Genomic DNA, 25402 nt, shown 5'->3' with positions numbered 1-25402 from the left:
TTTTCAATTACACCTGCACACGAACGACTGGCTTGCGATACAAATAGCTAAGTCGGAAATGGAACATTAAAGCACAAATGCTTAGTCCAACAGGAAAGCCCATCCAGATGCCAATTTCATTATACCCACCATGAAAGGCAGCCCAATAACTAAATGGGATGGTGATAATAAAATAGCAAATAAAGGTTAAGAGTCCTGGAATTGTTGCGTCAGCCATCCCTCGTAAAATACCTGAGTAGATAATTTGGATGGCATCAAAAAGCTGAAAAATAGCCAATACAATAATCATTTGAGAGGCAAGCTTAATCACCTCGACATCGGTTGTAAACAAGGTTGGCAACCAGTTACTCAGACTCACGAATGACATTGAAATAACAACCACCATTCCCAGTACAATCTGAATGGAAGCATTTGATGCTCTCTTTATTAACGATGGCACCTGACGTCCGGCAAGCTGGCTGATACGAATAGTTGTGCTAACCCCAATTCCCTGGTACAACATAAAACCAAAAGTTGAAAGACTGATTACAATTTGATGGGCTGCCAGTCCGGTTTCGCTGATCCATCCCATCATAATCCCGGCAACAATAAAAGCGGAAGACTCCGAAAACATGTGTAAGCCCATTGGAATCCCGAGTTTGATTATTTTACGTGCCGATGCAGTAACCGACTTCAAGTTGGCAGCAACGGATTTAAGTTGCTCACGATAGAGTTTACGAATGAATACGAGCATCCCCGCCGCCATTAACACGCGGGCAACCAGCGTTGACCAACCAGCACCGACAAGCCCCAATTCAGGTGCTCCCCATTTCCCAAAAATCAACATGTAATTTCCCAGAATATTAATAACATTGGCTGCCAATGTTATCATCATGGCCAATTTGGTATTCGACAAACCATCGGCAAACTGTTTTCCGCTCAAAAACAACATCAATGGAACAATGGAAAGACCGATAACGCTAAAGTATTGTCGCGAATAATCAAGAATACTTTCGGGTTGATGCATGAATGGCATGGCCGAATACAACAGACCGCAAGCGGCAACCAGCAGGGCTGCCATAATACTGTTGGCAACAAAAGCTCCATTTTTCAAGGACAACAATTCCGCATGATCATTCGACCCATTAGCTTTTCCTGTTAAGGGAGTGATAGCCATGGCAAACCCCATCCCAAAAATCAGAGGAAGCGAAAACAGGGTATTGGCAAAAGCCGCTGCAGCCAGTTCGGTTTTACCCAAACGGCCAATCATCATATTGTCAGCCAATCCAACCGTAATTTGCCCAATTTGAGCCACAATAACGGGCAGGGCTAGTCTGCGAGTTTCGGCATAGTGAGGCCGATACAAACGCCAAATTCGTTTCATAGTAAAAAGCTAATAAATGAATGTGATTGAGCGAGACCTTGCCCCTTAATTAGCACGCAACAGGCAGGAGTTACAAAGCAAAAATTCAGGCCTCAAGGTGAGAAGCATTCCCGTGTTGAAAGTAAACGTAATTAAGGTCGCCAATAAAAACGGACGCAAAAGTAGTCGTTAAAAGATTAGAAAGAAATAAAAGGCAAGCAAAATGAAAATTGGGATGAAAAAATTAAAGTTTGAAGTTTGGGTTTCACTTTCACCCCAAATTTCAAACTTTAAAAAACTAATAAAGAAATAAGAACCACTAGTTTATTCCACCAACTGCCCTTCTTCCATGATCAGCTCATAGAAGTAGCCGGCACCAAAGTCTTTATTAAGTGTTACCACGCCTTCAATAGTAACTACATCGCCAACTTCAGGAAGCTGACCGGAGGTTATGGTCAAATCATAATCCTCACCATGTTTGGTACCATCCTGAATATGAATCCAATTACGCGACATAATATTTTTATTCACTTTTACAACCTTGCCTTTTACGCTTACTCGCTTGCCTTCATATTCTCCTTTTGAAGCATATAGTTTCTCAATAGTCACCCCGCCCTTAACAGGCTCAAGCTTAATATCGGAATTAAAAGACTCAATGGCTTTCCCTTGTGGGGTTTGTTTTCCGGCCATTGCATTAGCGCGCTGAATGGGTTCCTTACTGATTTTCTGCACAAAAAAGATGGAGTCAAACACCCGTCCCAGGGCTTTGCTCTCAAAATCCTCCATTTCCAACGCTGAAGCATAATAATATTTTTCGCCAACTTTTGCTTCCTGACGACTCACTGCAATCCAAAATTCCTCACGATTTTCTGAAACTTTTAAGTAAGTATAACTATCGGTTTGAATCACTTCTTTAACTTCCACCTGGTGCATGAGCAAGCTGGTGTCGAGCGGTTGAACAGATTCTTTCTTTTTCTGAACACAAGAGCCCATTAACAGGCTACTCATTAATAGTACAATAAATAATCTCATAAGCTGATACATTTTATTTCAAAAGTGAAAAATTAACAGGCCAGTAAAGGTAAACAAACACTTCAGAAAAAAGTTAAATACACGATTGATATTTATCCAATTTTAAAAGCGTTTTGTTAGGTTTAAATAAACTTGGTTGTATAGCGCGGACTTTTGAACTGTCCCTTCATAGTTGGCCGAAATGGTAATTTTTTTAGACAAACGCCAGGACAATTCCAATTCACCGGTGTGTTGTTTTAAATTCGAACCAGCGTTAATAAATTGATAATCGACATACCGATAGCCCAGGCTACTGTATAGCTTACCATTAAATAAATCTTTATAAAACCGAACGCCTCCAGTTATCCCGTCCAGATAGCTTGTTTGAAGAAAACTAGCTGTTATCGTTGCAGAAGCATTCAGTTCAGGAATTCGCGAAAATGAAACAACCCCATTCAGGGTTTTGGTTGCTCGAATATCATTATCGCGAACCCGATAGCTGGCATTGCCCCCAATGCTCAATAAATTTGTTGGCCGGTAATTGATCCGAAATTGCAATCCCTGTCGGGTTGCTTCTTCCAATAATTGTTCTGCCAGGTTTTTAAACGTTTCAAAATAGATAACATTTTTGCGGGCATCATATGAAGCATATAAGGAAAGTTGACGAATTACCCGATAACGAATTGATAAGTATAGACTAGTCAGGCTCAACGTATTTTTCGAAACACCATTTTCCAGCTTATACAAATCCAGTTCGCTCGAGACAAAGAAATCCAAATTTTTCAACAGCGAATTACTATGCTGAAAATAAGCAAATCGACGGTCGGTATTTCCCTTATTCATCTGCTGAAAAAATGCCACCGAATTATTCATAATGCCGGTCTCCGTTTTTAGTTCATGCGCCAGGTACGCCCCATATTCGAGCAAATCGGTATTCATGCTGTAATCGTAATAATCAGGCCGGAAACCCAGTACAGCCCCAAGTCGAAAATTTTGATACCCGGTTTCATATTGCAAGCCATCAATAGCCCCAATATTGGATATATTACGATTAATTCGCCGACCAACCCAAACAGAAGATTGTTCTCCCATCTCATATTTTAGTGCCAAACTATAAATTTTCAAGGCGTTAAAAATATTCTCCTGCACACTTGCCCAGTCGCCTGTACGATGTGTAAAAGTGAAATAAGTATCGGTTGAAAATCGGCTATTCGCAATATTATCAGCTTGCATCGAAAAATTATAACGCAATCGATGGGTGTTTTCGGTCTCATCAGAAAAACTTGAATAAGAAGAAGCTGATATCCGTCCTTTAATTTTTTGCGTAAAGCCGTGTTGCGTTGTTTTTGGCTGAGTATCAACCTTGGTTGATACTTCCTTTTGTGCTTTCTCAAGCAAAGCCGATTCTGATTTTTCTTTTTTTTGAGTGGATGCTGATGTTCCAACAACCTCTTCTCCCAACGAGACTTCCATTGCACTTAAAGGAGCACCTATACAGGAAAGAGAAGAACGCGATTCAATAGCAATTAAAGGTTTCATATCTCCATCACGGTCAACAAACAAAGTATCTCCAACTTGCAGATTATTTGCCACATCAAACCGCACATAAATATTTTGAGCTGTGAGGTACGAAATTCTGCCTCGATATATTTGTTCTTGTCCGAGAGCCCCCATACAAGCAACAATAAATAAAATGACTAATATTAAATTCTTCATTCTTTTCAATTAATCCTCATTACCTTGTGGATGACATGCTAAACATGAAACACTGCTATAGGCATAATTATTAACATCGCTATGTTTGTCATCCATGCGTGACATGCTGTGCTCATGACAATCGATACAGCTATACTCGGAATAGCTGGCTGAATTTATATGACAATCCATACAATTATTCCATTCGCCACGATGTTTCCCTGAAAAGATTGGAAAAAACTGTGCATCGTGGTTTCTGAATTCAGCAGGCTCCCAGCCCGGATTCAATGAATGGCAATCAGCACAACTGGTTGAAAAGCTCAGCTCCTGATGTCTGGGATTCTGAGATGCATTGTAATCCTGCTGATGGCAGGAAAAACAGTCGTTTGATATCTTTTCAAAAGTTCCGGAAACATGACAGTCAACACAACGAATGGCATGCCCACCTTCAAGCGGAAAAAAGTTGTGTTCAATATTGGCGGATCCCCAATCAATAGCCCTGGCGCTATGACATTCGGTGCAGCTGGTAGAATAACCTGACACTTGATGGTTTGGGGCCGTCGTTGCCATATAATCGGTCAAATGACAGTCCATACATTCAACCCCCAATGGTTCAAACTCCAGATTACTGGCTGACTCATGACATGAATAACAGTCGGATGTCGCATGAGACCCTAGTAGAGGGAAACGGCTTAGCTCATGGATTTGACGTGCATTTGCCACCAACCAACTTTCAGTTGTATGACAACGCGCACAGTCTTTTCCCAACGTATTGCTATGCCTATCCATATGGCAAGCAAAACATTCCGTTTGAGCAGTTGAAAACTCCAAGGTTGTATGGCAAGCCTTGCAATTGGTGAGCTCATGCTGACCCGTTAATACAAATCCAGTTTGGCTATGAGTAAAAGTCATTTTTTCACTTAACAACTCCCAACTTTCCGGAGAATGACAGGTGGCACAGTCCATATCGAAATCCTCACCATGCGGCGATTGTGCCCTACCAGAAAAACTGAACACCAGCAATATTAAGAAGAATGACAGTTTGCGCATTTGATTTCATTAAAAAGTTTATACCGAATATAAGTTCCTGTAGGATCGCTCACCGGAGGATGACATTTCTGGCAGTCAACCTTTGTATGGGCACCTTCAAGGATAAAGCGGGTCTGACTGTGATCAAACCCGACAGCTTCCCAATGCTCGAAGCTGTGGCAACGCTCGCAGGAAGTTACTCCATTTTTCTGAAATTGCCCGCGATGAACATCTGAATGACACGATTCACAGCGTTCAGACAGTCCGGAAAAATGTTGGACCAGAACTTCCCCTTTCTCGAAATGACAACTCCTGCAGTCTGTTTGCGCATGTTTTCCTTTCAATTCAAAATTGGTTTGATGATGATCGAAATGAACCTCATCCCATTGATTAACGGAATGACACAACTCACATTGCTGCTTTGGCATAAATTTCTTCGAAATTTGTCCCTTATGTATGTCTTGGTGACAATCAACGCATCTTGATCCAAAATCCTTAAATTCCCACCGATCAGTTTTCTGATGACACATAAAACAGGGTGTAGCCAGATGCGCACCTGTCAATTTGAAATTCGATTGATTGTGCCGTTCGATGGTGTAGCCCGATGGTTTAAAGCCGTTTACGCTGTGACATGAATAACAATCGGGTTGTGTATTATTCTGAATAAATTGCCCCTGATGATAATCCTGATGGCAATCATTGCATTGATTATGTGCCATCGACTTAGCATACGATTGTTCGTGACAGGTTTTGCAATTTACTTTTTGATGCTTTCCCTTTAAGGGAAAATTGGTTTGATTATGATCAAAATCAGGCAAGCTACTAACCTGAAGAAACGATTCTACGGTATGGCATTTGCGACAATCCTGACCAAATCTATTTTCATGCACGTCCTTGTGACAAGCAGTACAATTATTGAATTCCACATTGGTAAATTGCTGAAAAGCCTTTCCATTTCGTTCTTCCTTCATGTGACATTTATTACAGTCAACTTGCTGGTGTTTTCCTTCCAATTGGAAATCAGCTTGCTGGTGATCAAATTTTGTCGCTGGGTTAAAGCTGTTCAGGTTGTGACACGATGAGCACTCGTCGGATAAGGTTTGCTGATGATAATCTTCATGACAAGTCAGGCATTTTCTTTCCAAGCCAAGAAAAGTATTCCCTGTTTTCTTTTGTGATATTTCCTGATGAATAAATTCTTTCTTGTGGCAGTCTTTACACGTAATCAGGCTGTGCCTCCCTTCCAGTTCAAAGCCTGTCAGTGCATGGTTAAATTGTTCCTGATTGAACCGGGCCATCTCAAAATCCCTCCCATGATGTTCACTATGACAAGTAATACATGCCTTGCCATCCATTTCTGTTGAAGCATGAAACCCTTGATTTAGCTGGATCAGATTTTGAATTTCGATATGGCAATCCAGACACTTTTCATTGGTCACTTTTTCACCCAAAACATGACATTCGGTACAACGAGTTAATCCTTCCAAATGCTCATGGGCCTCAGTCAGATCTCCTGGCGAAAGCTGTGCAAACAGGTTCGCTGAAAAGAAAAAAGATATCCCTATGATAATAGCGTGTTTCAGAATTGTTCTTTTTTTATAAAAGGTAACGATGTTTAGCAGAACTAAATTGGTTTATCATGCAATTCTGGGCTTATTTATCATGTTTCAAAATAGCCTCTCCAAATTTTCGGGTAATATTAATTCCCGCTTTTGTCAGAAACTGAATCGGTAATTCGCCTCCAGCAAAAATGTACACCAGATCATTGGGCAGCAGAATCGGTTCCGTTTTTTCATGTACGGAGAGTAGTACGCCACCGTCTTTTACTTCCAGTAAGTTGGATTCAAAGCGGACCATCAGCGTTTTTTCGGCAATAGCCTGCTCTATTTGCATTTTATTTTTAGGTTTAATTCGATTAAAAATCTCTTTCCGATAAGAAAGTGTCACGTCATTTTGCATGCATAAAAGCAGGGCTGCTTCAACAGCTGAGTCACCACCACCAACCACCAGGATTTTTTTACCGCTTATCAACTCTGGCTCCAGCAAGCGATAGGCCACCTGGGCGCTTTCTTCCCCGGGAATATTTAACTTTCGGGGAGTTCCGCGTCGTCCAATGGCTACCAGTACTTTTCGCGAACTAAATCGCTCACCCGTTTTTGTTTCTACTTCAAAATGGCCATTGACGCGATGAATGGCTTCAACCTTCATTCGTTCCTGAATTGTGATGCCATTCTTAGCAATGACGTCATTCCACAGATCAAGCAATTCTTTTTTACTGGTCTCAAACAAACGTACCTTCCCATAAAGGGGAAGATCCATCGGAGAAGTCATTACAATTTTAGAACGGGGAAAGGTGTATACGGTACCTCCCAGAGAATCTTGCTCGAGCGCAAGCACAGAAAGGTTTCGTTTTTTTGCAGCCAAGGTGGCCGAAATTCCAGCCGGACCAGCTCCAATGACGACCAAATCGTAATCTGCTACAATCGTTTTATCGATCTTCCTCGCCAGGTTTTCAACAGCTTGTTTTCCCTGTTCGACAGCGTTTCGGATTAAACCCATGCCTCCGATTTCACCCGCAATATAGATACCTGGCACATTTGTTTCAAAGTTTTGATCAACATGAGGCAGATCAACGCCACGCTTTTCAGTCCCGATAACCAAGGTAATTGCTTGTGTAGGACAAGCATAAAAACAAGCCCCATGTCCGATGCAACTACTGGCGTTAATAGTCGTCGCCCGCCCATTCCTGATCCCAAGAATATCTTTCTCCGGGCACGAGGTGATGCAGGCGCCGCTCTTAATGCACGAGTTGGGATCAACCACAGGGTGCAATGAAACCGGTTCATACAATCCTTCCGCTTTCGCAATCTGAATTTTTTCTTCTACACGTTTTGACTCACGTTTCTGTTTTCGCATGTAAATCCACAAAACAGTCAACAGCAGGCCTACAACAACTGCATAAATGACGATCTTCTCAATTAAAACTTCCATCTTTCAAAATATCCATTTATACCCAAAAGTCAGCGTAACAGCAACGTGTATTACCATAATAACAAGCATGATCAAGGCAAATGGCAAATGGGCAACGTGCCAGTACCGAAATAGATTTTGCATATTTATTAGCCTGTCAATCTTTCGATTTAAGAGAATTTCAGCACGCACCAAGCCCCAGATTTTACGAAATTCCTCCCGACTAAGTTGTTGTTGTTTCAGCTGAGTCTTGATTTGCGGCTGCACCTTAGTTTCAAATTGAAACTTAATAAAAAAGCGCTGAAACATATTGCCACCTTCTCTTGTGGGACGTGCTTTTACAGCGGTTAAAATTTGATTTATCACTTGCTCATCCAACTGATGTTTAGCTTTCAGTTGATTATTCAAAACGACTTTTTTCTGATCCAGTTCCACCAGACTCAATTCACGACCTTCAATCGTGCGTGGAATTTGAAGATAAATATAACGCCCAATGATTCCACTAAAAACCACGGCCACCATGCTCCAAAAGCTAATAGCGACAATCCCTCCAAACTTAAACGCGGTGTGAAATAAAACCAAAATCGGCCCGAGCGTACATAAAAATATATGAAATTCGAGCCAGTATTTTAAAATGCCCAACCGGGAGAAAAGACGAACTCTTTTACGAACCATGTAAAGGGAAACTCCCGTTACAATCAAAAATGAACCTACAATTCCAAGCCCGTGCCCCCACACCCCACTTGGCTTCAACGCCTGGTGTTGATCATGATAAAAGCGCTCCTCCAGGCTAAGTTGATAGTAGCTGTATCCATCAATCAACAGGAAAAGCAAAACGCCAACCACAATTAGCACCAAGGTTGAAAGATATATTTTATACAAAAATTGCTTCATTTATTTTTTCCTAACAAAACGGGGGAAATGGGTTTTATTGTCTTTACCATCAACCAAAATCGAAAAATATCACCTTCTACCTTACTCCCTGCTCGTATAAAACCGATTCAAGATAGATCCATCATTTGTTTCTTTTGAGAGTGATTCAATTGTATTCTTTGGAACATCGTAAACATCCAGTAAAATCAGTCCATCCAAACAGTTATTAAACTTCGGATCGACGTTAAATCCAATAATTTTCGCATTCAGACGAACATATTTCTTTAACAACACCGGTAAGCCCGGATTTTGAAGATCGACATCGCCAATAAACCGATCCAGCTTATTGATATCGTCCATGTTTTCCATAATCACGTTCATATCCGCATCCTGGCTTTTAAACTTGAAGGCTTTTCGAGGAGCCACAAACCGGGCATTTTGCCAGTCGAAATGATGCGACATGATAAATTTGATAATTAACTCTTTCGAGCTCTTCGAATAGTTGGCACTAATACTTACCGGCCCAAGCAGGTAGCGGTATTCCGGGTTCTTCAGCAGAAAGTACAGGATGCCTTTCCACAGCAAAAATAAGGGTAAAGTTTGCCGCTGGTATTCCTTCACCACAAACGAGCGGCCCAACTCCAACGACTCGCCAAGCACGGGTTCGAACGTATCTTTCAACTTAAACAGACTTTGAATGTAAAAACCGCGAACGCCAAACTTGTGCAAAATATCGGCTCCTTTACCAATTCGGTAGGCTCCAACCAGCTGTTCGGCAACTTCATCCCAAATAAAAAGCTGCTGGTAATACAAGTCAAACTCATCCAGATCGATGCTTCGGTTGGTGCCCTCGCCCACCTCACGGAAGGTGATTTCGCGCAGACGCCCAATTTCATAAAGAACAGTTGGTATTTCGCTGGATGGCGTGCAAAAAACCTTGAAGTTTTTCACCTGAAACAAGAGCTTTTCACTTTTTAAACTATTAATTTCATTGCATATCAGTTCTTTTGACGAAGCCTTAGCAATCTCTTCAACGCGCTTTTGCCTTTTCAGTGAATAATTGAAAAAGCGCTTGACCTCAATGCGCGATTTCAAGCTGTAGGTCTTCGCTCTCAAGTAGCGTCCAAACTGGTATACTTCAGGAAAGCGGGCCTGCTCATTGACCGATATGGCCGAACCAATGCGCACCTTAACCGGCCTGCGTCTTTTATTAAGCAATTCAGAAGGAAGTTTCACTTGCTGCAAGTTCGAATTGACACGGCCAATCAAATGAAACAAACGGCTGTTGTGTCCACCAAAATAAACCGGGACAACCGGCACATTGGAATGCTTGATAAATTTCAGGGCCGAATACTGCCACTGGCGATCGGTTATTTTGTTATTCGACTGATAACCCGACACTTCCCCTGCCGGAAAAATACAAAGTCCGCCGCCTGATTTCAAATGTCTCATCGCATTTTTTATGCCTCCAAAGCCTGCTTGTTCCGCTTGTCGGTTTTCAAACGGATTGACAGGTAAAAAGAAATCGCTGATAGGCTCGATCTTTTTCAGTAAAAAATCAGCCATCACTTTAACGTCTGGCCGAACAAGGCTGAGGATTTTGATTAAAAGAATACCATCAAGGCCACCAAACGGATGATTGGCAACCACAATAAAAGAACCTGCTTTAGGAATTTTACGTAACTCCGACTCGTCAAACTCATACTTAATTTCCAGAATCTTAATCAACTCATCGATGAATTCGATCCCTTGCTTATTGGCAATTTGACCATAGATACGGTTAAGCTTGCTGAACCGCAAAACATACATGATAAATTTCGCGAGGTTCTCTCCTCCCAGATACGCCAGGTACGGACTGGCTTTAAGAATGTCTTTAGACTTGACAATTTCCATGATTTTATCGAATTATAGACTCCCTAAATTTAAGAAGGATGCCGCTTTCTTTTACAAAACCAAATGGGTTTTTAAACATATCCTTCGCTAAAAAAAGAGGACAAAGTCTTTTAAATCAGCAAAAGCAGGTTAACTTTGCACTTTACAAGATTAAGAAAGGACAACACGTGAATCAGTTATACGACAGATACAAAACAACCGACTGGTTGCCAACAACCAAAAAAGAAATTGAAGAACGCGGCTGGGACGAAGTGGATGTGATTTTATTTACAGGCGATGCCTATGTCGATCACCCTTCGTTTGGAGCAGCCGTAATTGGGCGAGTACTGGAAGCCGAAGGCCTGCGCGTGGCTATTGTGCCACAACCCAACTGGCAGGATGATTTGCGTGATTTTAAGAAACTTGGCGCCCCTCGCCTCTATTTTGCCGTCACTTCCGGAAACATGGACTCGATGGTCAACCACTATACGGCCAACAAGCGAAAGCGCTCCAGCGATGCTTACACACCCGGCGGTCAGCACGACAAGCGACCCGACTATGCAGCAACGGTATACTGTAATATTCTGAAAGAATTATACCCCGACACCCCCATTATGCTTGGAGGAATTGAGGCTTCACTACGCCGGGTAACTCATTACGATTACTGGCAAAACAAACTGAAACCTTCTATCCTGGAAGAAGCAAAAGCTGACTTACTTTTCTATGGCATGGGCGAAAAATCAATCATTGACTTTAGCCGACTGATTCAGCGGGGCGTTGATGCCCGAACTATTACGAACCTGCCACAAACAGCTTTTTTGGTTGATAAAGACTCTAATTATGCGACCAATAAGAAATGGAACAACATCGATTTGTATTCGCACGAGGAATGCTTAAACGATAAGATGAAGTTTGCTAAAAACTTCATGCACATCGAAGAAGAATCGAACAAGTCGGAGGCCAATAAAATAACGCAACACATCGGCAACCAGCAAGTGGTAGTCAACCCGCCATGGCCGCCTTTGCTTGAAAAAGAAATTGACCGCTTTTATGATTTTCCCTATACCCGGTTGCCACACCCCAAATACAAAAACAAAGGCACCATTCCTGCTTATGAAATGATTCGCCATTCCATAAACATTCATCGCGGGTGTTTTGGTGGATGTACCTTTTGTACCATTTCGGCACACCAAGGAAAATTCATAGCCAGTCGCTCCGAAAAGTCCATCCTGAAAGAACTGGACCAGGTTACCCAAATGCCCGACTTTAAGGGATATATTTCGGACTTGGGTGGCCCGTCGGCGAACATGTACAAAATGAAGGGTATTCATGAAGAAATTTGCCGCAAATGCAAGCGTCCGTCGTGTATCTTCCCTGAAGTCTGTAAAAATCTGGATATAAATCACAAGCCCATGCTCGACTTGTACCGCAAAGTTCGTCAGCATCCAAAGATTAAAAAAGCCTTTATAGGCAGCGGTATTCGTTACGATATGATTCTGCACGAGACCAAAGACAAGCAGGTCAATAAAACCAACATGAGCTACTTGCGTGAAGTGGTGAAACATCATGTTTCAGGGCGATTGAAAGTGGCTCCGGAACATACTTCCGACGACGTGCTGAAAATCATGCGGAAGCCTTCGTTCAAGCTGTTTTATAAACTGAATAAGACCTTTAACGAAATCAATAAACAAGAAGGCCTGAATCAGCAATTGATTCCCTACTTTATTTCGAGCCACCCGGGTTGTCATAACTCCGACATGGCCAATCTGGCTGCGGAAACCAAGCAACTCGACTTTAAGCTGGAGCAGGTGCAGGATTTTACGCCTACGCCCATGACATTGGCTACGGTAATCTATTACACCGGCTACCATCCTTACACCATGGAAAAAGTCTTTACCGCCAAATCAAAAAAGGAAAAACTCTCTCAACGCAAATTCTTTTTCTGGTATAAAAAGGAGTATAAACAGCAAATTCGACAGGAATTGATTAAATTGAACCGCAAAGATTTGCTGGAGAAGATATTGGATTAACGTAGCCTAATTCCTTTATCCTCGAATTTCCGCTGCCGGGCTTCAGAATAAATTCAAAAGACCGGGCATTTGGAACTTCAAGTTTTGGGATTTTAAATATGAATCTTCTTAAAAGAATTATGAATACAAAAAGGATACTCCTCGGATTGTTTATGCTGACTTTGGTGGGTTGTGCCGAGATGCAACAAATGGCCAAAACCATTTATGACGAGCAGAAACCACTGTCTACTACAGAGATTGCAGCCGGTCTAAAACAAGCACTGGTGGTTGGAACCGACAGCTCAGTTGCTGAACTATCAGCCCTAAATGGCTACTTAAAAGACGAAGCGGTAAAAGTCTTGCTTCCCCCCGAAGCAGATATCATCACCAAGAATTTAAGTAAACTCCCGGGAGGACAGGATTTGGTCGACAAAGTGATTACCAGCATCAACACCGCGGCTTCGGACGCCGCCAAAGAAGCCGCTCCCATTTTGGTGAACAGCATCAAAACCATGAGCATTCAGGATGCAGCCGGACTGCTGACTGGTGGCGACTATGCAGCAACCGAATATCTCAAACGTACCAATTACGATGCGCTGGTTGCGCTTTATCAACCCAAAATAAAAGGATCGTTGAACAAGAAGATTCTGGGCAATTATTCTGCTCAGCAATCCTGGGACGAAATGACGGGCAAATGGAACCAAGTAGCCGGCTCTTTCGTTGGACAGCTTGCTGACCTGGAAAAAGTGGAGACTGATTTGAGTACCTACCTCACCCAGCGTGCCTTAGATGGCTTGTTTCTGAAAATTGGAGAAACCGAGAAAAACATCCGGCAGGATCCGGCGGCCCGGATAACCGACCTTCTGAAACGGGTATTTGCCCGCCAATAAATTGACCAGGGAATTAATCCTCAGAGGAGAGCTCTCAAGGGTCTACTTAATATGATTATAAACTGCTAGTGGATGAATTCCAGCGCTTGAAAAACGTATATCCGGAATTTGTCCATCAGCAGACAACTCCCTCCCAAAACTATTCATATAATCGTCCTTGCCAGGTTTGACGTTCATCCAATCGTTTCTCCACCTTAGCTACGAACTCAAAATTTTTCAATCCCCATTTAGGGGCAATCAACATGCTTTGGGAGGTTTGGCTTACAAAACGTTCAACGACAATCTTCGGGTTCAATAACTCCAGGTAGTCAACAATAAACTCTACGTATTCTTCAGCCGAGAACAGGCCAAAATCCTCCGGCTGCCGCGCAAACTCGACAGCCATTTGGGTGCCCTTATGAATTTGTAGCTGATGTAGTTTCAGGTTCTCAACCGGCAATTGCGAAATCACCCGTGCCTGGTTTAACAAATCATCACGCGTTTCGCCCGGAAAACCCAAAATCAGATGCGCGCAACTATGAATCCCCCGACTAGCCGTCTGCTCAATCGCCCACCTGGCTTGAGCAAATTGATGCCCGCGGTTTATCCGCTCCAGCGTTTCATCCTGAACCGACTCCACACCATATTCAACCATCACGTAATAGTCATGAGCAAGTTCTGCAAGGTAATCCAGAACCTCAGCATCGACACAGTCCGGGCGGGTTCCCAGCACCAATCCAATAATTTGAGGATGCGCCAACGCTTCCTCATATCGGGCTTTGAGTACGACTAAATCTGCATAAGTATTTGAATAGGCCTGAAAATAGGCCAAGTACCGCATGGCCGGATACTTGCGGGAATAAAAACCTATACCCTGCTGCAACTGCTCGGCGATGCTTTTCTCCGGCCCACAGTAGTCAGGTTGAAACGATTTATTATTACAATAAGAGCAGCCACTACGCGCCTTGGTTCCATCCCGGTTCGGGCAGGTAAATCCGGCATCTACGGCCACTTTTTGTACCCTCCCGTCAAACATATTCTTGAAATAAGTCGGAAAATCATTAAAACGTTTGGCGTGTCCCCAAGGAAAATTCTGTTCAGTCATAAACTTTTATTATCCCGCAAAAATAAGGCAATTCTGAATCAAAAAAGACAAAATCCCTTTTAAAGATGAACAGCCGCAAAATCAGCCGTTTTAACGACCGGCAGCTATCGCTCTGAAAATGAAAAGCCAATCGGGCCTTATCAACAAATGTTGAAAACTTTAAAACCTTGACCTCGCTTATTGGTTCTATTTCTACAAGCTATTTTTTTAACTTTAGAGTAATTCATAAAACGTCAACCTATGTTTAGTGCCGAAGATTTGGTTTTTATTGATGAACGAGGAAGTGATTTAACAACCGTTAAAGAGCAAGTAAAAAATTTCGAGCAAGGCTTTCCCTATCTCGAAATCATACAAGCGGCAACTGTTGGACAGGGAATCATTCAATTAAAGGAAGAGCATGCCCAGGAGTTCATAAACTTCTTCGAGCAGAAGCGAGAAAAAGGTATCTCCCTACTGAAGTTTGTTCCCGCGTCAGGAGCTGCCAGCCGCATGTTTAAAAGTCTGTATAACGCCAAAGCCAAGCTTGAAAATGGCGAGCTAGAAGAAGACGTGCTGCAGGAGAAAGAGGTTCAGACCTTCTTTGACAAGCTCGAAAAGTTTGCTTTTTATGCTGATTTGAAAAAGCTGGCTGACAAACCCCTAGAAGAGCTTTCGGCCTTGGACGTACTTAACCTGGTGCTGACAGAAAAAGGATTAAACTACGGCAACCTTCCCAAGGGATTGCTCCAATTTCATCAATATAAAGATGATTCCCGAAGCTCATTCGAGGAGCACTGTGCTGAAGGTGCGCTTTACGCCAAAGATCGCGAGGGCAAAGTGCAAATGCATTTTACCGTTTCGCCTGAGCACAAACAAGCTTTTGAAACTCACTTGAAGGCCATCAAAGATAAATATGAGAAGAAGCTTGATGTAAGCTATAAAATCTCGTTCAGCCAGCAAAAGCCTGCTACCGACACTATTGCGGTAGACCTGAACAACAAGCCCTTTAGAAACGGCGACAACAGCCTGCTTTTTCGTCCGGGAGGGCACGGCGCTTTAATCGATAACCTGAATGATCTGGATGCGGACCTTATTTTCATCAAAAACATCGACAATGTGGTTCCGGACTATCTCAAAGCGGAAACTATCAAATACAAAAAAGCACTTGCCGGGTTGCTGCTAAATTACCAGAAACGAATTTTCAGCTATCAGCGAGTGCTCGACGAGAGGCACTATACCGCGCTTGACAGTAAGTTTTACTCCGAAGCGTCGGCCTTTCTCGAAAATGTTTTGAATGTAAAGCCACCAACCAACCAATACTATTCTGAAAAAGAAGAATTATACCATTACCTTAAGTCAAAATTTAATCGACCTATCCGCGTATGTGGAATGGTGAAAAATGAAGGAGAACCCGGAGGTGGTCCGTTCTGGGCAAGAAACGCCGATGGCTCTATTTCGCTTCAGGTAGTTGAAAGTTCACAAATCGACGAGAAGAATGAAAGTCAAGCCAACATTGTAAACCAAACCACCCACTTTAACCCCGTAGATCTGATTTGTGGAACGAAAAACTATTTGGGAGAACCCTTTGATTTGTTATTATTAAGGGATCCGAAAACCGGATTCATATCCTATAAGTCTAAAGATGGAAAAGAACTCAAGGCCCAGGAGCTTCCTGGTCTTTGGAATGGAGCAATGGCTGATTGGAACACGCTTTTTGTGGAAGTTCCAATCCTGACTTTCAATCCGGTAAAGACGGTCAACGACTTATTACGAAAAGAGCACCAGCCGGACTAAGTAATTCTAAAAAGTATTATTAAATTTGCAGCTGCAATTTTTGGGATTCTATGGAAGAAGATTCAAGGGACTTTTACGACAATGAGGAAATAGGGGAAGCCGTTAAACGCTTCGAAAGGATGATGAAAGCCAACCAAGTTGACTATTTTGATGTTTTTGAAGTAGAAGGTATTGTGGATTATTTTCTGGACGAAGGCCAAATGACCATGGCAAATCAAGCCATTGAAAATGGCCTGAAAATTCACCCCTCCTCCATTACGCTTCAAATAAAAAAAGCGCAACTACTTTTAGTGGATGGCAAAGTGGAAGAGTCACTGTCCATCATCCGTGTGGCCGAATTGATTGAGGAAAGCAACTCGGATATCTACCTGATTAAAGGCTCAGCATTAATCATGCAGGGCTTTGTTGATGAAGCCATTACGGCATACGAGCATGCTATTTCCCACAATTACGAGGAAGAAGATGAATTGCTCTACAATATTGGTATCACCTTAGGACAAGCGGGTGAAATTCAAAAAGCAATTACCTTTTTAGAACGTGCACATACCTTCAACCCGAAGAATGAACAGGTTCTTTACGAACTGGCTTACTATTGTGATAAAGACAATCAGGATGACAAAAGCATCCTTTATTACAACCGCTACCTCGATATTGACCCCTTTAATCCATCGGTTTGGTACAACCTCGGAATTACCTTCAACCGTATCGGGCAACATGACAAGGCGATTGAAGCCTACGACTTTTCGATTACCTTGAACGATGAGTTCGAACAAGCTCTTTTCAATAAAGCCAATGCCTTGTCGAATAACGGGCAACACGAAGAAGCCGTTGAATGCTATCTGGAATATTTAAAAACAGACAAAGATAATGACGATGCGTACTGCTACCTGGGTGAGTGTTATCTGAATCTTGACCGTTACAACGAAGCGCTGGTAAATTATAGAAAGGCCATACGCCTCAATAAAAATAACGCCAACGCCTGGTACGGCTCAAGCTTGATCATGTGGATTGAAAATAATCTGACCGAAAGTCAGTCCCTCATCAAGAAAGCCCTCAAGCTGGACGATACCAACCCCGATTATTGGCTCATGTATGGAAAAATAAATCACGAACTTGATTTATTCGACCAGGCAGAATCAGCCTTTGACATGGCAACTTCACTGGATCCGGACAACCGTGAATGCTGGATTTCTTATGCCGAAATGCAATACGATCGAGGCTTGCTGCAACAGGCCATTGATATTTTGAAGAAAGCCAATCAAATCATTGTGGACGATTCAAATATCAACTACCGGCTAACAGCTTTTCTACTTGAAAACAATGAAGAACGCTCGGCAACCGATTATTTTGAAATTGCCTTAAAAGCCGATTTCAACAGTTACCGTGATTTATTCGATTACTACCCACAAGCTCAACAAAACGAATCGATCAAACAACTCATAAAAGAATACCAATCAACCAATTTTTAAAGATGAATTTCAACTTACCCTTTATTCCTGAACGCCCTGAGAAACCAAGATCATCAGGTCTGACAATGGTTATGGACAAAGGCCTAAGCCTCCGCGAGGCTGAAGACTTATGCGAAGTAGCATCGGAATACACAGACTTTGTTAAGCTAGGATTTGGAACCGGGCTATTGACCCCAGGTGTAAAAGAGAAAATCAAACTGTATCAACAGGCAGGAATTAAACCCTACTTTGGAGGAACACTCTTTGAGGCATTTATTGCCCGCAATATGTTTGATGACTATCGCAAGTTTATTGCCGATAGCGGCGTTGAAACGGCCGAGGTTTCTGACGGTGTGCTTCCAATCGAACATGACAAGAAGTGCGAATACATCAACCTGTTGTCCAAAGAATTCCAGATTTTCTCAGAAGTGGGAACCAAACTCAAAGGGAAAGAAATTAGCAATGCGGAATGGGTTTCCTGGATGAAATCAGAGTTAGAAGCCGGTGCCTGGAAAGTAATCGCCGAGGCGCGTGAAAGTGGCAACATGGGCATTTACAAGGAAGATGGATCGGCCAACAGCCAGCTCATCATGGACATCAAAAAAGAAATAGCCCCCGAACATATTTTATGGGAAGCTCCGCTAAAAAGCCAGCAAGTTTGGTTTATCAAACTGCTTGGGCCCAATGTTAATTTAGGTAATATTTCTCAATCGGAGGTGATTCCACTTGAAACACTCCGCAGAGGACTTCGCGGTGACACGCTGCAGAGTTTTATTCCGTAAATAAAATTTCAGATTCAATCAATTATAAACCACTAAGGAAATCCTTGGTGGTTTTTTTTAGTCTCACAATCACGCACTTACTCCCCAGCCAGCATTCTTCACTTCCTTCCTCATTCTAAAAAAGAACATACTTTCAGTAAGCCATCCCCTCCCTGATGCTTCTTTTTATTTATTCTAAATAAACAAAAAGAGCTTTAAAACATCTAAATAGTTACATATTTTATCACCAAAAAATTGATATCTTAAGCTCATCACAGGAAACCTTTAGCCTCTGTTTTTGTTAAGGAAGATGTAAATATTGAACAGGAAATTACAATAGATTAAAAAACCACAATATGTTTGATTTAGATTTAATAAAGAAAACCTACGAGAATTTTGGCCCTCGTATATACAAGGCCAGAGAGATTTTAAAAAAACCACTCACGCTCTCTGAAAAGATTCTCTACACTCACCTTTTCAATCCCGAAGAAGTGGCGGATTTCAAGCGGGGTGTTGATTACGTTGATTTCGCCCCCGACCGGGTAGCCATGCAGGATGCGACTGCGCAAATGGCCTTGCTTCAATTTATGAATTCGGGAAAAAGCCGAACTGCGGTACCATCAACAGTGCATTGCGATCACTTAATTCAAGCCAGCGTTGGAGGACGAACAGATCTCAAGTTTGCCCTCGAAAGCAATAAGGAAGTGTTTAACTTTCTGGAGTCCGTTTCCAACAAATATGGCATTGGCTTTTGGAAACCCGGAGCCGGTATTATTCACCAGGTAGTGCTTGAAAACTATGCTTTCCCAGGAGGAATGATGATAGGAACCGACTCCCACACCGTCAATGCGGGAGGACTTGGCATGGTTGCCATAGGCGTAGGCGGTGCCGATGCGGTTGACGTGATGGCTGGCATGCCTTGGGAACTTAAATTTCCGAAATTGATCGGTGTTAAACTCACCGGAAAACTCAATGGGTGGACTGCCCCCAAAGACATTATTTTAAAAGTAGCCGGAATACTCACAGTAAAAGGAGGCACCGGTGCTATTATTGAATATTTCGGAGAAGGTGCCGAATCGCTTTCAGCAACCGGAAAAGGAACGATCTGTAACATGGGAGCCGAAGTTGGTGCCACCACATCAACCTTTGGTTACGACCAAAGTATGGAACGCTACCTGCGGGCTACAGGCCGCGCTGAAGTTGCCGACCAGGCCAATGGGATCAAAGAGCACTTAACTGCTGACGCAGACGTTTACGCCCATCCAGAAAAGTATTTTGACCAACTAATAGAGATTAATCTAGATGAATTGGAACCACACTTAAATGGTCCCTTTACACCCGATCTGGCAACACCAATTTCGCAAGTAGCCAAGGTGGCCAAAGAAAACGGATGGCCAACAAAAATTGAAGTGGGCCTGATTGGTTCATGTACCAACTCGTCATATGAAGACATTTCACGTGCGGCTTCGCTTGCTCAGCAAGCTGTCGATAAAAAATTAAAGACCAAATCAGAGTTTACCATTACCCCAGGTTCTGAGCAAGTACGCTTCACCATTGAGCGCGATGGATTCATAGACATCTTCAATAAAATTGGAGCGAGTGTTTTTGCCAATGCCTGTGGCCCATGCATTGGACAATGGAACCGACCTGGAGCAGAAAAAGGAGAAAAGAACACGATTGTGCACTCATTCAACCGTAACTTCTCCAAACGTGCTGATGGTAATCCGAACACCCATGCCTTTGTCGCTTCGCCCGAGTTAGTTACTGCCTTAGCAATTGCCGGAGATTTAACCTTCAACCCGTTAACCGACAAACTGGTCAACCAGGAAGGAAAAGAAGTGCAACTGGATCCACCAACAGGAGAAGAATTACCAAACAAAGGCTTTGCAGTAGAAGATGCCGGGTATCAGGCACCTGCCCAGGACGGTTCTTCCGTTGATGTCATTGTGTCCCCCGATTCTGAGCGTTTGCAATTGCTGAATGCTTTTGAACCGTGGAATGGCCAAAACCTGAATGGAGCGAAACTGCTGATCAAAGCACAAGGCAAATGTACCACCGACCACATCTCGATGGCTGGCCCCTGGCTGCGTTTCCGTGGTCACCTAAACAACATCTCAAACAATATGCTAATTGGCGCAGTCAATGCCTTTAATGGCGAAAGCAATAAGGTGAAAAATCAGCTGAATGGAGGCTACGATGAGGTTCCCAAAGTACAACGTGCGTACAAAGCAGCCAATATTCCAACCGTGGTTATTGGTGACCACAATTACGGTGAAGGTTCATCACGCGAACATGCCGCCATGGAACCCCGTCATCTGGGTGTAAAAGCCGTCATTGTAAAATCATTTGCCCGAATTCACGAGACCAATCTAAAGAAACAAGGCATGCTGGGCTTAACGTTTGCCAATGAAGCCGATTACGACAAAATTCAGGAAGATGACACCTTCAATTTCATCGATTTGGCTGATTTTGCTCCAGAGAAATCCTTACAACTAGAGCTCGTACATGCAGATGGAAGCAAAGAAATCATCGAATTGAATCATACCTATAATGCCCAACAAATTGAATGGTACAAAGCTGGTTCAGCGTTAAATTTAATCAAACAACAAAATAACTAATCAAAATTAGACACCCGCAATGGATAAAATTAAAGTTGTAAATCCAGTTGTTGAACTGGACGGAGATGAAATGACCCGGGTTATTTGGTCATTCATTAAAGAAAAGCTCATTTTCCCTTATCTGGATCTGGACATTAAGTACTACGATCTGGGGATGGAAAAACGTGATGAAACGGACGATCAAATTACCGTTGACGCGGCTCACGCCATCCAAAAATATGGCGTGGGAATTAAATGCGCCACCATTACGCCCGATGAATTGAGAGTAACTGAATTCAAATTGAAAAACATGTGGCGTTCGCCCAATGGTACGATCCGGAATATTCTGGGAGGAACAGTTTTCCGCGAACCCATCATCATTAATAATATCCCGCGTTTGGTGCCGGGCTGGAAAAAACCGATTTGTATCGGTCGTCATGCCTTTGGTGACCAATACCGGGCAACCGACTTCCTAACCAAAGGAAAAGGCAAACTCACCATTACTTTCACACCTGAGGATGGCGGGGAAGTGCAATCTTATGATGTCTATGATTTTCAAGACAATGGTGTAGCCATGGCCATGTACAACACAGACGAATCGATTATTGGTTTTGCCCGGGCTTGCATGAATCAGGCGCTAAGTAAAAAATGGCCATTATACCTGTCAACCAAAAACACCATTCTGAAAAAATACGATGGTCGCTTTAAAGATTTGTTTGAAGAAGTGTTCAACAAGGAATTCAAAGAAAAATTTGAAGCTGCCGGAATTACCTATGAGCATCGCCTAATTGATGACATGGTGGCTGCCGCCATGAAATGGGAAGGTGGCTTTGTATGGGCCTGCAAGAATTACGATGGCGATGTGCAATCGGACACGGTAGCACAAGGCTTCGGCTCACTTGGATTAATGACTTCAACACTCGTTACACCCGATGGCAAAACCATGGAAGCAGAAGCAGCCCATGGAACCGTTACTCGTCATTATCGCCAGCATCAGCAAGGCAATCCAACATCAACCAATCCCATCGCTTCTATTTTTGCCTGGACCAGAGGATTAGCCTTCCGCGGAAAATTAGATGAGAACCAGGCCTTGATAGACTTTGCCACTGCACTTGAGCAAGTGTGCATCGAAACCGTTGAGAGTGGCAAAATGACTAAGGATTTAGCGCTGATTATTCACGAGAAAGACCTTAAGCAGGAGCACTACCTGACCACCGAAGAATTTTTAAATGCCATTGACCAGAATCTAAAAAGCAAAGTAACAGCAATTACCTATGGGAGAAAAGATTAAACTTGAAAAAGGTCGGTTAATAATCCCTGATCAACCCATTATTCCTTACATACAAGGGGATGGAATTGGCAAGGACATAACAAGACCGACCCAAAAAGTACTAGATGCTGCTGTTGAAAAAGCTTATGGTTCAACCAGAAAACTGATTTGGAAAGAAGTTCTGGCTGGACAGAAAGCCTTTAAAGCAACGGGCGCATATCTGCCGGATGAAACACTGGATGCCTTCAAAGAATATCTCGTAGGCATAAAAGGACCGCTTGAAACTCCGGTTGGAGGCGGCATTCGATCGCTGAATGTAGCCCTGCGGCAAACTCTCGACTTGTATGTTTGTCTGCGTCCGATACGCTGGTTCAAGGGGGTACCCTCGCCTGTTCGTTACCCCTCCATGGTTGACATGCATATTTTTCGCGAAAATACCGAAGACATTTATGCCGGTATTGAATTTCAAACAGGTGAAGAAAAAACGAAGAAGTTTCAGGATTTCCTGATCAATGAAATGGGAATAAGCTCTCAAATTCGCTTCCCGGAAAGCACTTCTTTTGGTGTTAAACCAATTTCCAAAGAAGGCTCAGAGCGGCTCATCCGGGCAGCCATCCAATATGCTATCAAACGTCATCTTCCTTCAGTAACCTTGGTTCACAAAGGGAACATTATGAAATTCACCGAAGGCGCGTTCAAAAACTGGGGGTATGAATTAGCCGAGTCTGAGTTTGGCAAACACGTGTTTACCTGGCGTCAGTATCAGCAAATTGAAGCAGATAAAGGACAACTTGATGCAGACAAAGCCCTTGAAGAAGCCCAAAAGTCAGGTAAAGTCATTATCAAAGATGTCATTACCGATGCCTTTTTGCAGGATAGCCTGTTACACCCCTATGACCATTCGGTTATAGCCACGATGAATTTAAATGGTGATTACATCTCTGATCAACTAGCTGCCATGGTCGGTGGAATAGGTATCTCGCCAGGCGCAAACATCAACTACCAAAGTGGCTTTGCCATTTTTGAAGCCACACACGGAACCGCTCCAACCATCGCCGGGACTGGTAAAGCCAATCCAAGCTCCATGATCCTTTCCGGAGTGATGATGCTTGAATACCTGGGATGGGACGAAGCGGCCGAGCATGTGTTCGATGCCATGGAACATACCTTTGCCAAACGCCGAGTTACCTCTGACCTGCATGCGATGATGGAAAGTTCAACTTTGTTGTCTACCACAGAGTTTACTGATGAAATAATCCAAAATATTCACTAACTTAAGAAAGAAATCAAACTAAAATACTTTATACAAATGGAATACATTAAGAATAGGTTTTATCAAAAGGCGAGCAAATGCGTTAGCGAGTACCAACGGATTAAGAATGAGCATGGCGACAAAGTAATTGCCAATGTCACTATTGGTCAGGTAATGACTGGAATGAAAGGCGTACCCAGCTTGATAACAGATACTTCCAAGCTGGATCCAACAACCGGAATTCGTTTCCGTGGTTATACCATTCCCGAATTGAGGGAGAAACTGCCCCGCCTAAGCCCTGATGGAGAACCCCTTCCTGAGGGATTGTTCTACCTCATGCTTATTGGCGAAATCCCCGAACGCGACGATGTGTTAAACATTAGTAAAGACCTGGCAACTCGTGCCCATGTGCCTCAGCATGTTTTTGACGTCATTGATGCTATCCCAAAGAATTCACGCCCAATGACTCAGTTTAGTGCGGCAATCCTCAGTATGGCTACCGATTCAATTTTCCAGAAAGCCTATCGCGCTGGAGTCCATAAAAAATACTACTGGGATACCACTTACGAAGATGTGATGAACCTGATTGCACGCTTACCCCGAATAGCCGCGTACATCTACCGTCGTCAGTTCTTCAACGATGAACATATTGAACCAGATCCACGTTTGGACTGGGCTGGAAACCTGGCCCACATGATGGGACACGACAGTGAAGAAGTTAAACGCTTACTTCGTTTGTACATGGTTATTCATGCCGATCACGAAGGTGGAAACGTTTCGGCACACACCACTCACCTGGTCGGTTCAGCGCTCAGCAATCCTTATTATGCTTATGCTGCAGGTATGCTCGGATTAGCCGGACCACTTCATGGCTATGCTAACCAGGAAGTGATTAATTGGATTTTTGCCATGCTTCAAGAGTTGGATACGGAAAACCCAACCGAAGAGCAAATTATAGCTTATACTAAACGAACTCTGGACGAAGGTCGTGTTATTCCAGGCTATGGCCATGCAGTACTTCGTCAAACAGATCCCCGATTTACAGCGCAACAAGAATTTGCCAAGAAATATGTTAAAGATGATAAGCTCATCAATATTGTGAACACACTTCACCGCGTCGTTCCTCCAATTCTGGAAGCTACAGGTAAGGTTAAAAACCCTTGGCCAAATGTTGATGCGTATTCAGGTTCCTTGTTATATTACTATGGAGTGCAAGAGCATTCGTTCTACACCGTCTTGTTTGGTGTTTCCAGAGCTCTTGGCGTATTAGCTAGCTTAGTTATGGATCGTCTGTATGGCTTGCCAATTGAACGGCCATCATCTTATCCGCTCAAATGGTATCATGAAAAGGCCGGAGAACAAGGCCCTTCCGGATGCTAAATCGTACAAATCTGATAAAATTCAAAATGCTCTCTGTTAAGAGGGCATTTTTTTTGAAAGTCCATAACACCAGCAGGGCAATACCCACTAGCATACCGCAGAAAGACAGCAAAAGAAGATCACAAAAAACAGGCGACTAATGGAGA

General features: G+C 43.0%; 19 protein-coding genes. 10 read left to right on the top strand and 9 right to left on the bottom strand.

The window, feature by feature from the left end:
• Positions 1-7 precede the first annotated feature (7 nt).
• The 4 genes from ACUNWA_RS09000 to ACUNWA_RS08985 form a co-directional block, all read right to left on the bottom strand.
• Positions 8-1363, bottom strand: a complete 1356-nt coding sequence (locus ACUNWA_RS09000; RefSeq protein ID WP_445591565.1) for an MATE family efflux transporter — start codon at positions 1361-1363, stop codon at positions 8-10.
• A gap of 303 nt (positions 1364-1666) precedes the next feature.
• Positions 1667-2374: a GW dipeptide domain-containing protein gene (locus ACUNWA_RS08995; RefSeq protein WP_445591564.1), complete on the bottom strand. Its 708-nt coding sequence runs from the start codon at positions 2372-2374 to the stop codon at positions 1667-1669.
• A 102-nt stretch (positions 2375-2476) separates the two neighbouring features.
• Positions 2477-4069 carry a hypothetical protein gene (locus ACUNWA_RS08990; RefSeq protein WP_445591563.1) on the bottom strand — a complete coding sequence of 531 codons (1593 nt, stop codon included), beginning with the start codon at positions 4067-4069 and terminating at the stop codon, positions 2477-2479.
• Positions 4070-4078: 9 nt separating this feature from the next.
• Positions 4079-4618, bottom strand: coding sequence for a hypothetical protein (locus tag ACUNWA_RS08985; RefSeq protein WP_445591562.1), 540 nt, complete (start codon positions 4616-4618; stop codon positions 4079-4081).
• Between the two features lie 38 nt (positions 4619-4656).
• Between ACUNWA_RS08985 and ACUNWA_RS08980 the strand changes: the two genes are divergently transcribed.
• Positions 4657-4908 carry a hypothetical protein gene (locus ACUNWA_RS08980; RefSeq protein WP_445591561.1) on the top strand — a complete coding sequence of 84 codons (252 nt, stop codon included), beginning with the start codon at positions 4657-4659 and terminating at the stop codon, positions 4906-4908.
• Between the two features lie 165 nt (positions 4909-5073).
• Here ACUNWA_RS08980 and ACUNWA_RS08975 read toward each other — a convergent pair whose 3' ends face one another.
• From ACUNWA_RS08975 to ACUNWA_RS08960, 4 genes are all read right to left on the bottom strand, one after another.
• Entirely contained in the window at positions 5074-6564 is a 1491-nt protein-coding gene (locus ACUNWA_RS08975) for a hypothetical protein (protein WP_445591560.1), read from the bottom strand.
• A gap of 166 nt (positions 6565-6730) precedes the next feature.
• The gene (locus tag ACUNWA_RS08970; protein ID WP_445591559.1) at positions 6731-8068 is read right to left on the bottom strand and encodes an NAD(P)-binding domain-containing protein; all 1338 of its coding nucleotides are present in this window, start codon (positions 8066-8068) and stop codon (positions 6731-6733) included.
• 3 nt (positions 8069-8071) lie between these two features.
• On the bottom strand, positions 8072-8941 hold the full coding sequence (locus ACUNWA_RS08965) for a hypothetical protein (protein ID WP_445591558.1): 870 nt from the start codon (positions 8939-8941) through the stop codon (positions 8072-8074).
• An 81-nt stretch (positions 8942-9022) separates the two neighbouring features.
• Positions 9023-10813 carry a GNAT family N-acyltransferase gene (locus ACUNWA_RS08960; RefSeq protein ID WP_445591557.1) on the bottom strand — a complete coding sequence of 597 codons (1791 nt, stop codon included), beginning with the start codon at positions 10811-10813 and terminating at the stop codon, positions 9023-9025.
• 167 nt (positions 10814-10980) lie between these two features.
• Between ACUNWA_RS08960 and ACUNWA_RS08955 the strand changes: the two genes are divergently transcribed.
• Both ACUNWA_RS08955 and ACUNWA_RS08950 read left to right on the top strand, forming a co-directional pair.
• Entirely contained in the window at positions 10981-12822 is a 1842-nt protein-coding gene (locus ACUNWA_RS08955) for a YgiQ family radical SAM protein (protein WP_445591556.1), read from the top strand.
• Between the two features lie 119 nt (positions 12823-12941).
• Entirely contained in the window at positions 12942-13691 is a 750-nt protein-coding gene (locus tag ACUNWA_RS08950; RefSeq protein ID WP_445591555.1) for a DUF4197 domain-containing protein, read from the top strand.
• A gap of 139 nt (positions 13692-13830) precedes the next feature.
• On the opposite strand, the gene ACUNWA_RS08945 is transcribed toward ACUNWA_RS08950, so the two are convergent.
• Positions 13831-14775, bottom strand: coding sequence for a TIGR01212 family radical SAM protein (locus ACUNWA_RS08945; RefSeq protein ID WP_445591554.1), 945 nt, complete (start codon positions 14773-14775; stop codon positions 13831-13833).
• A 240-nt stretch (positions 14776-15015) separates the two neighbouring features.
• On the opposite strand from ACUNWA_RS08945, the gene ACUNWA_RS08940 reads away from it, so the two are divergent.
• The 7 genes from ACUNWA_RS08940 to ACUNWA_RS08910 all read left to right on the top strand — a co-directional run bounded on the left by ACUNWA_RS08940 (position 15016) and on the right by ACUNWA_RS08910 (position 25256).
• Positions 15016-16548, top strand: a complete 1533-nt coding sequence (locus ACUNWA_RS08940) for a DUF4301 family protein (RefSeq protein WP_445591553.1) — start codon at positions 15016-15018, stop codon at positions 16546-16548.
• 50 nt (positions 16549-16598) lie between these two features.
• A complete protein-coding gene (locus ACUNWA_RS08935; protein WP_445591552.1) occupies positions 16599-18017 on the top strand; it encodes a tetratricopeptide repeat protein in 1419 nt (472 codons plus the stop codon).
• Between the two features lie 2 nt (positions 18018-18019).
• Positions 18020-18778, top strand: a complete 759-nt coding sequence (locus ACUNWA_RS08930; RefSeq protein WP_445591551.1) for a phosphosulfolactate synthase — start codon at positions 18020-18022, stop codon at positions 18776-18778.
• A 335-nt stretch (positions 18779-19113) separates the two neighbouring features.
• Positions 19114-21375, top strand: a complete 2262-nt coding sequence (locus ACUNWA_RS08925) for an aconitate hydratase (RefSeq protein WP_445591550.1) — start codon at positions 19114-19116, stop codon at positions 21373-21375.
• A gap of 19 nt (positions 21376-21394) precedes the next feature.
• Positions 21395-22645 carry an isocitrate dehydrogenase (NADP(+)) gene (locus tag ACUNWA_RS08920; protein ID WP_445591549.1) on the top strand — a complete coding sequence of 417 codons (1251 nt, stop codon included), beginning with the start codon at positions 21395-21397 and terminating at the stop codon, positions 22643-22645.
• On the top strand, positions 22629-23897 hold the full coding sequence (gene icd / locus ACUNWA_RS08915) for an NADP-dependent isocitrate dehydrogenase (RefSeq protein WP_445591548.1): 1269 nt from the start codon (positions 22629-22631) through the stop codon (positions 23895-23897). The genes ACUNWA_RS08920 and icd overlap by 17 nt, the downstream gene beginning before the upstream one ends.
• Positions 23898-23933: 36 nt before the next feature.
• Complete coding sequence (locus ACUNWA_RS08910; RefSeq protein ID WP_445591547.1) at positions 23934-25256, top strand: citrate (Si)-synthase; 1323 nt, start codon at positions 23934-23936, stop codon at positions 25254-25256.
• Positions 25257-25402: the final 146 nt, after the last annotated feature.

The organism is Sunxiuqinia sp. sy24 (assembly GCF_052677165.1).
Note: the sequence above shows the minus strand (reverse complement) of the source record. Positions and strands in the feature narration are given on the sequence as shown.

Bases quoted from the DNA above. Each gene is read 5' to 3' on its own strand.
- ACUNWA_RS09000 (WP_445591565.1), bottom strand. From the start codon at position 1,363: ATGAAACGAATTTGGCGTTTGTATCGGCCTCACTATGCCGAAACTCGC.
- ACUNWA_RS08995 (WP_445591564.1), bottom strand. From the start codon at position 2,374: ATGAGATTATTTATTGTACTATTAATGAGTAGCCTGTTAATGGGCTCT.
- ACUNWA_RS08990 (WP_445591563.1), bottom strand. From the start codon at position 4,069: ATGAAGAATTTAATATTAGTCATTTTATTTATTGTTGCTTGTATGGGG.
- ACUNWA_RS08985 (WP_445591562.1), bottom strand. From the start codon at position 4,618: ATGGCAACGACGGCCCCAAACCATCAAGTGTCAGGTTATTCTACCAGC.
- ACUNWA_RS08980 (WP_445591561.1), top strand. From the start codon at position 4,657: ATGGTTCAAACTCCAGATTACTGGCTGACTCATGACATGAATAACAGT.
- ACUNWA_RS08970 (WP_445591559.1), bottom strand. From the start codon at position 8,068: ATGGAAGTTTTAATTGAGAAGATCGTCATTTATGCAGTTGTTGTAGGC.
- ACUNWA_RS08965 (WP_445591558.1), bottom strand. From the start codon at position 8,941: ATGAAGCAATTTTTGTATAAAATATATCTTTCAACCTTGGTGCTAATT.
- ACUNWA_RS08960 (WP_445591557.1), bottom strand. From the start codon at position 10,813: ATGGAAATTGTCAAGTCTAAAGACATTCTTAAAGCCAGTCCGTACCTG.
- ACUNWA_RS08950 (WP_445591555.1), top strand. From the start codon at position 12,942: ATGAATACAAAAAGGATACTCCTCGGATTGTTTATGCTGACTTTGGTG.
- ACUNWA_RS08945 (WP_445591554.1), bottom strand. From the start codon at position 14,775: ATGACTGAACAGAATTTTCCTTGGGGACACGCCAAACGTTTTAATGAT.
- ACUNWA_RS08940 (WP_445591553.1), top strand. From the start codon at position 15,016: ATGTTTAGTGCCGAAGATTTGGTTTTTATTGATGAACGAGGAAGTGAT.
- ACUNWA_RS08935 (WP_445591552.1), top strand. From the start codon at position 16,599: ATGGAAGAAGATTCAAGGGACTTTTACGACAATGAGGAAATAGGGGAA.
- ACUNWA_RS08930 (WP_445591551.1), top strand. From the start codon at position 18,020: ATGAATTTCAACTTACCCTTTATTCCTGAACGCCCTGAGAAACCAAGA.
- ACUNWA_RS08925 (WP_445591550.1), top strand. From the start codon at position 19,114: ATGTTTGATTTAGATTTAATAAAGAAAACCTACGAGAATTTTGGCCCT.
- ACUNWA_RS08920 (WP_445591549.1), top strand. From the start codon at position 21,395: ATGGATAAAATTAAAGTTGTAAATCCAGTTGTTGAACTGGACGGAGAT.
- icd (WP_445591548.1), top strand. From the start codon at position 22,629: ATGGGAGAAAAGATTAAACTTGAAAAAGGTCGGTTAATAATCCCTGAT.
- ACUNWA_RS08910 (WP_445591547.1), top strand. From the start codon at position 23,934: ATGGAATACATTAAGAATAGGTTTTATCAAAAGGCGAGCAAATGCGTT.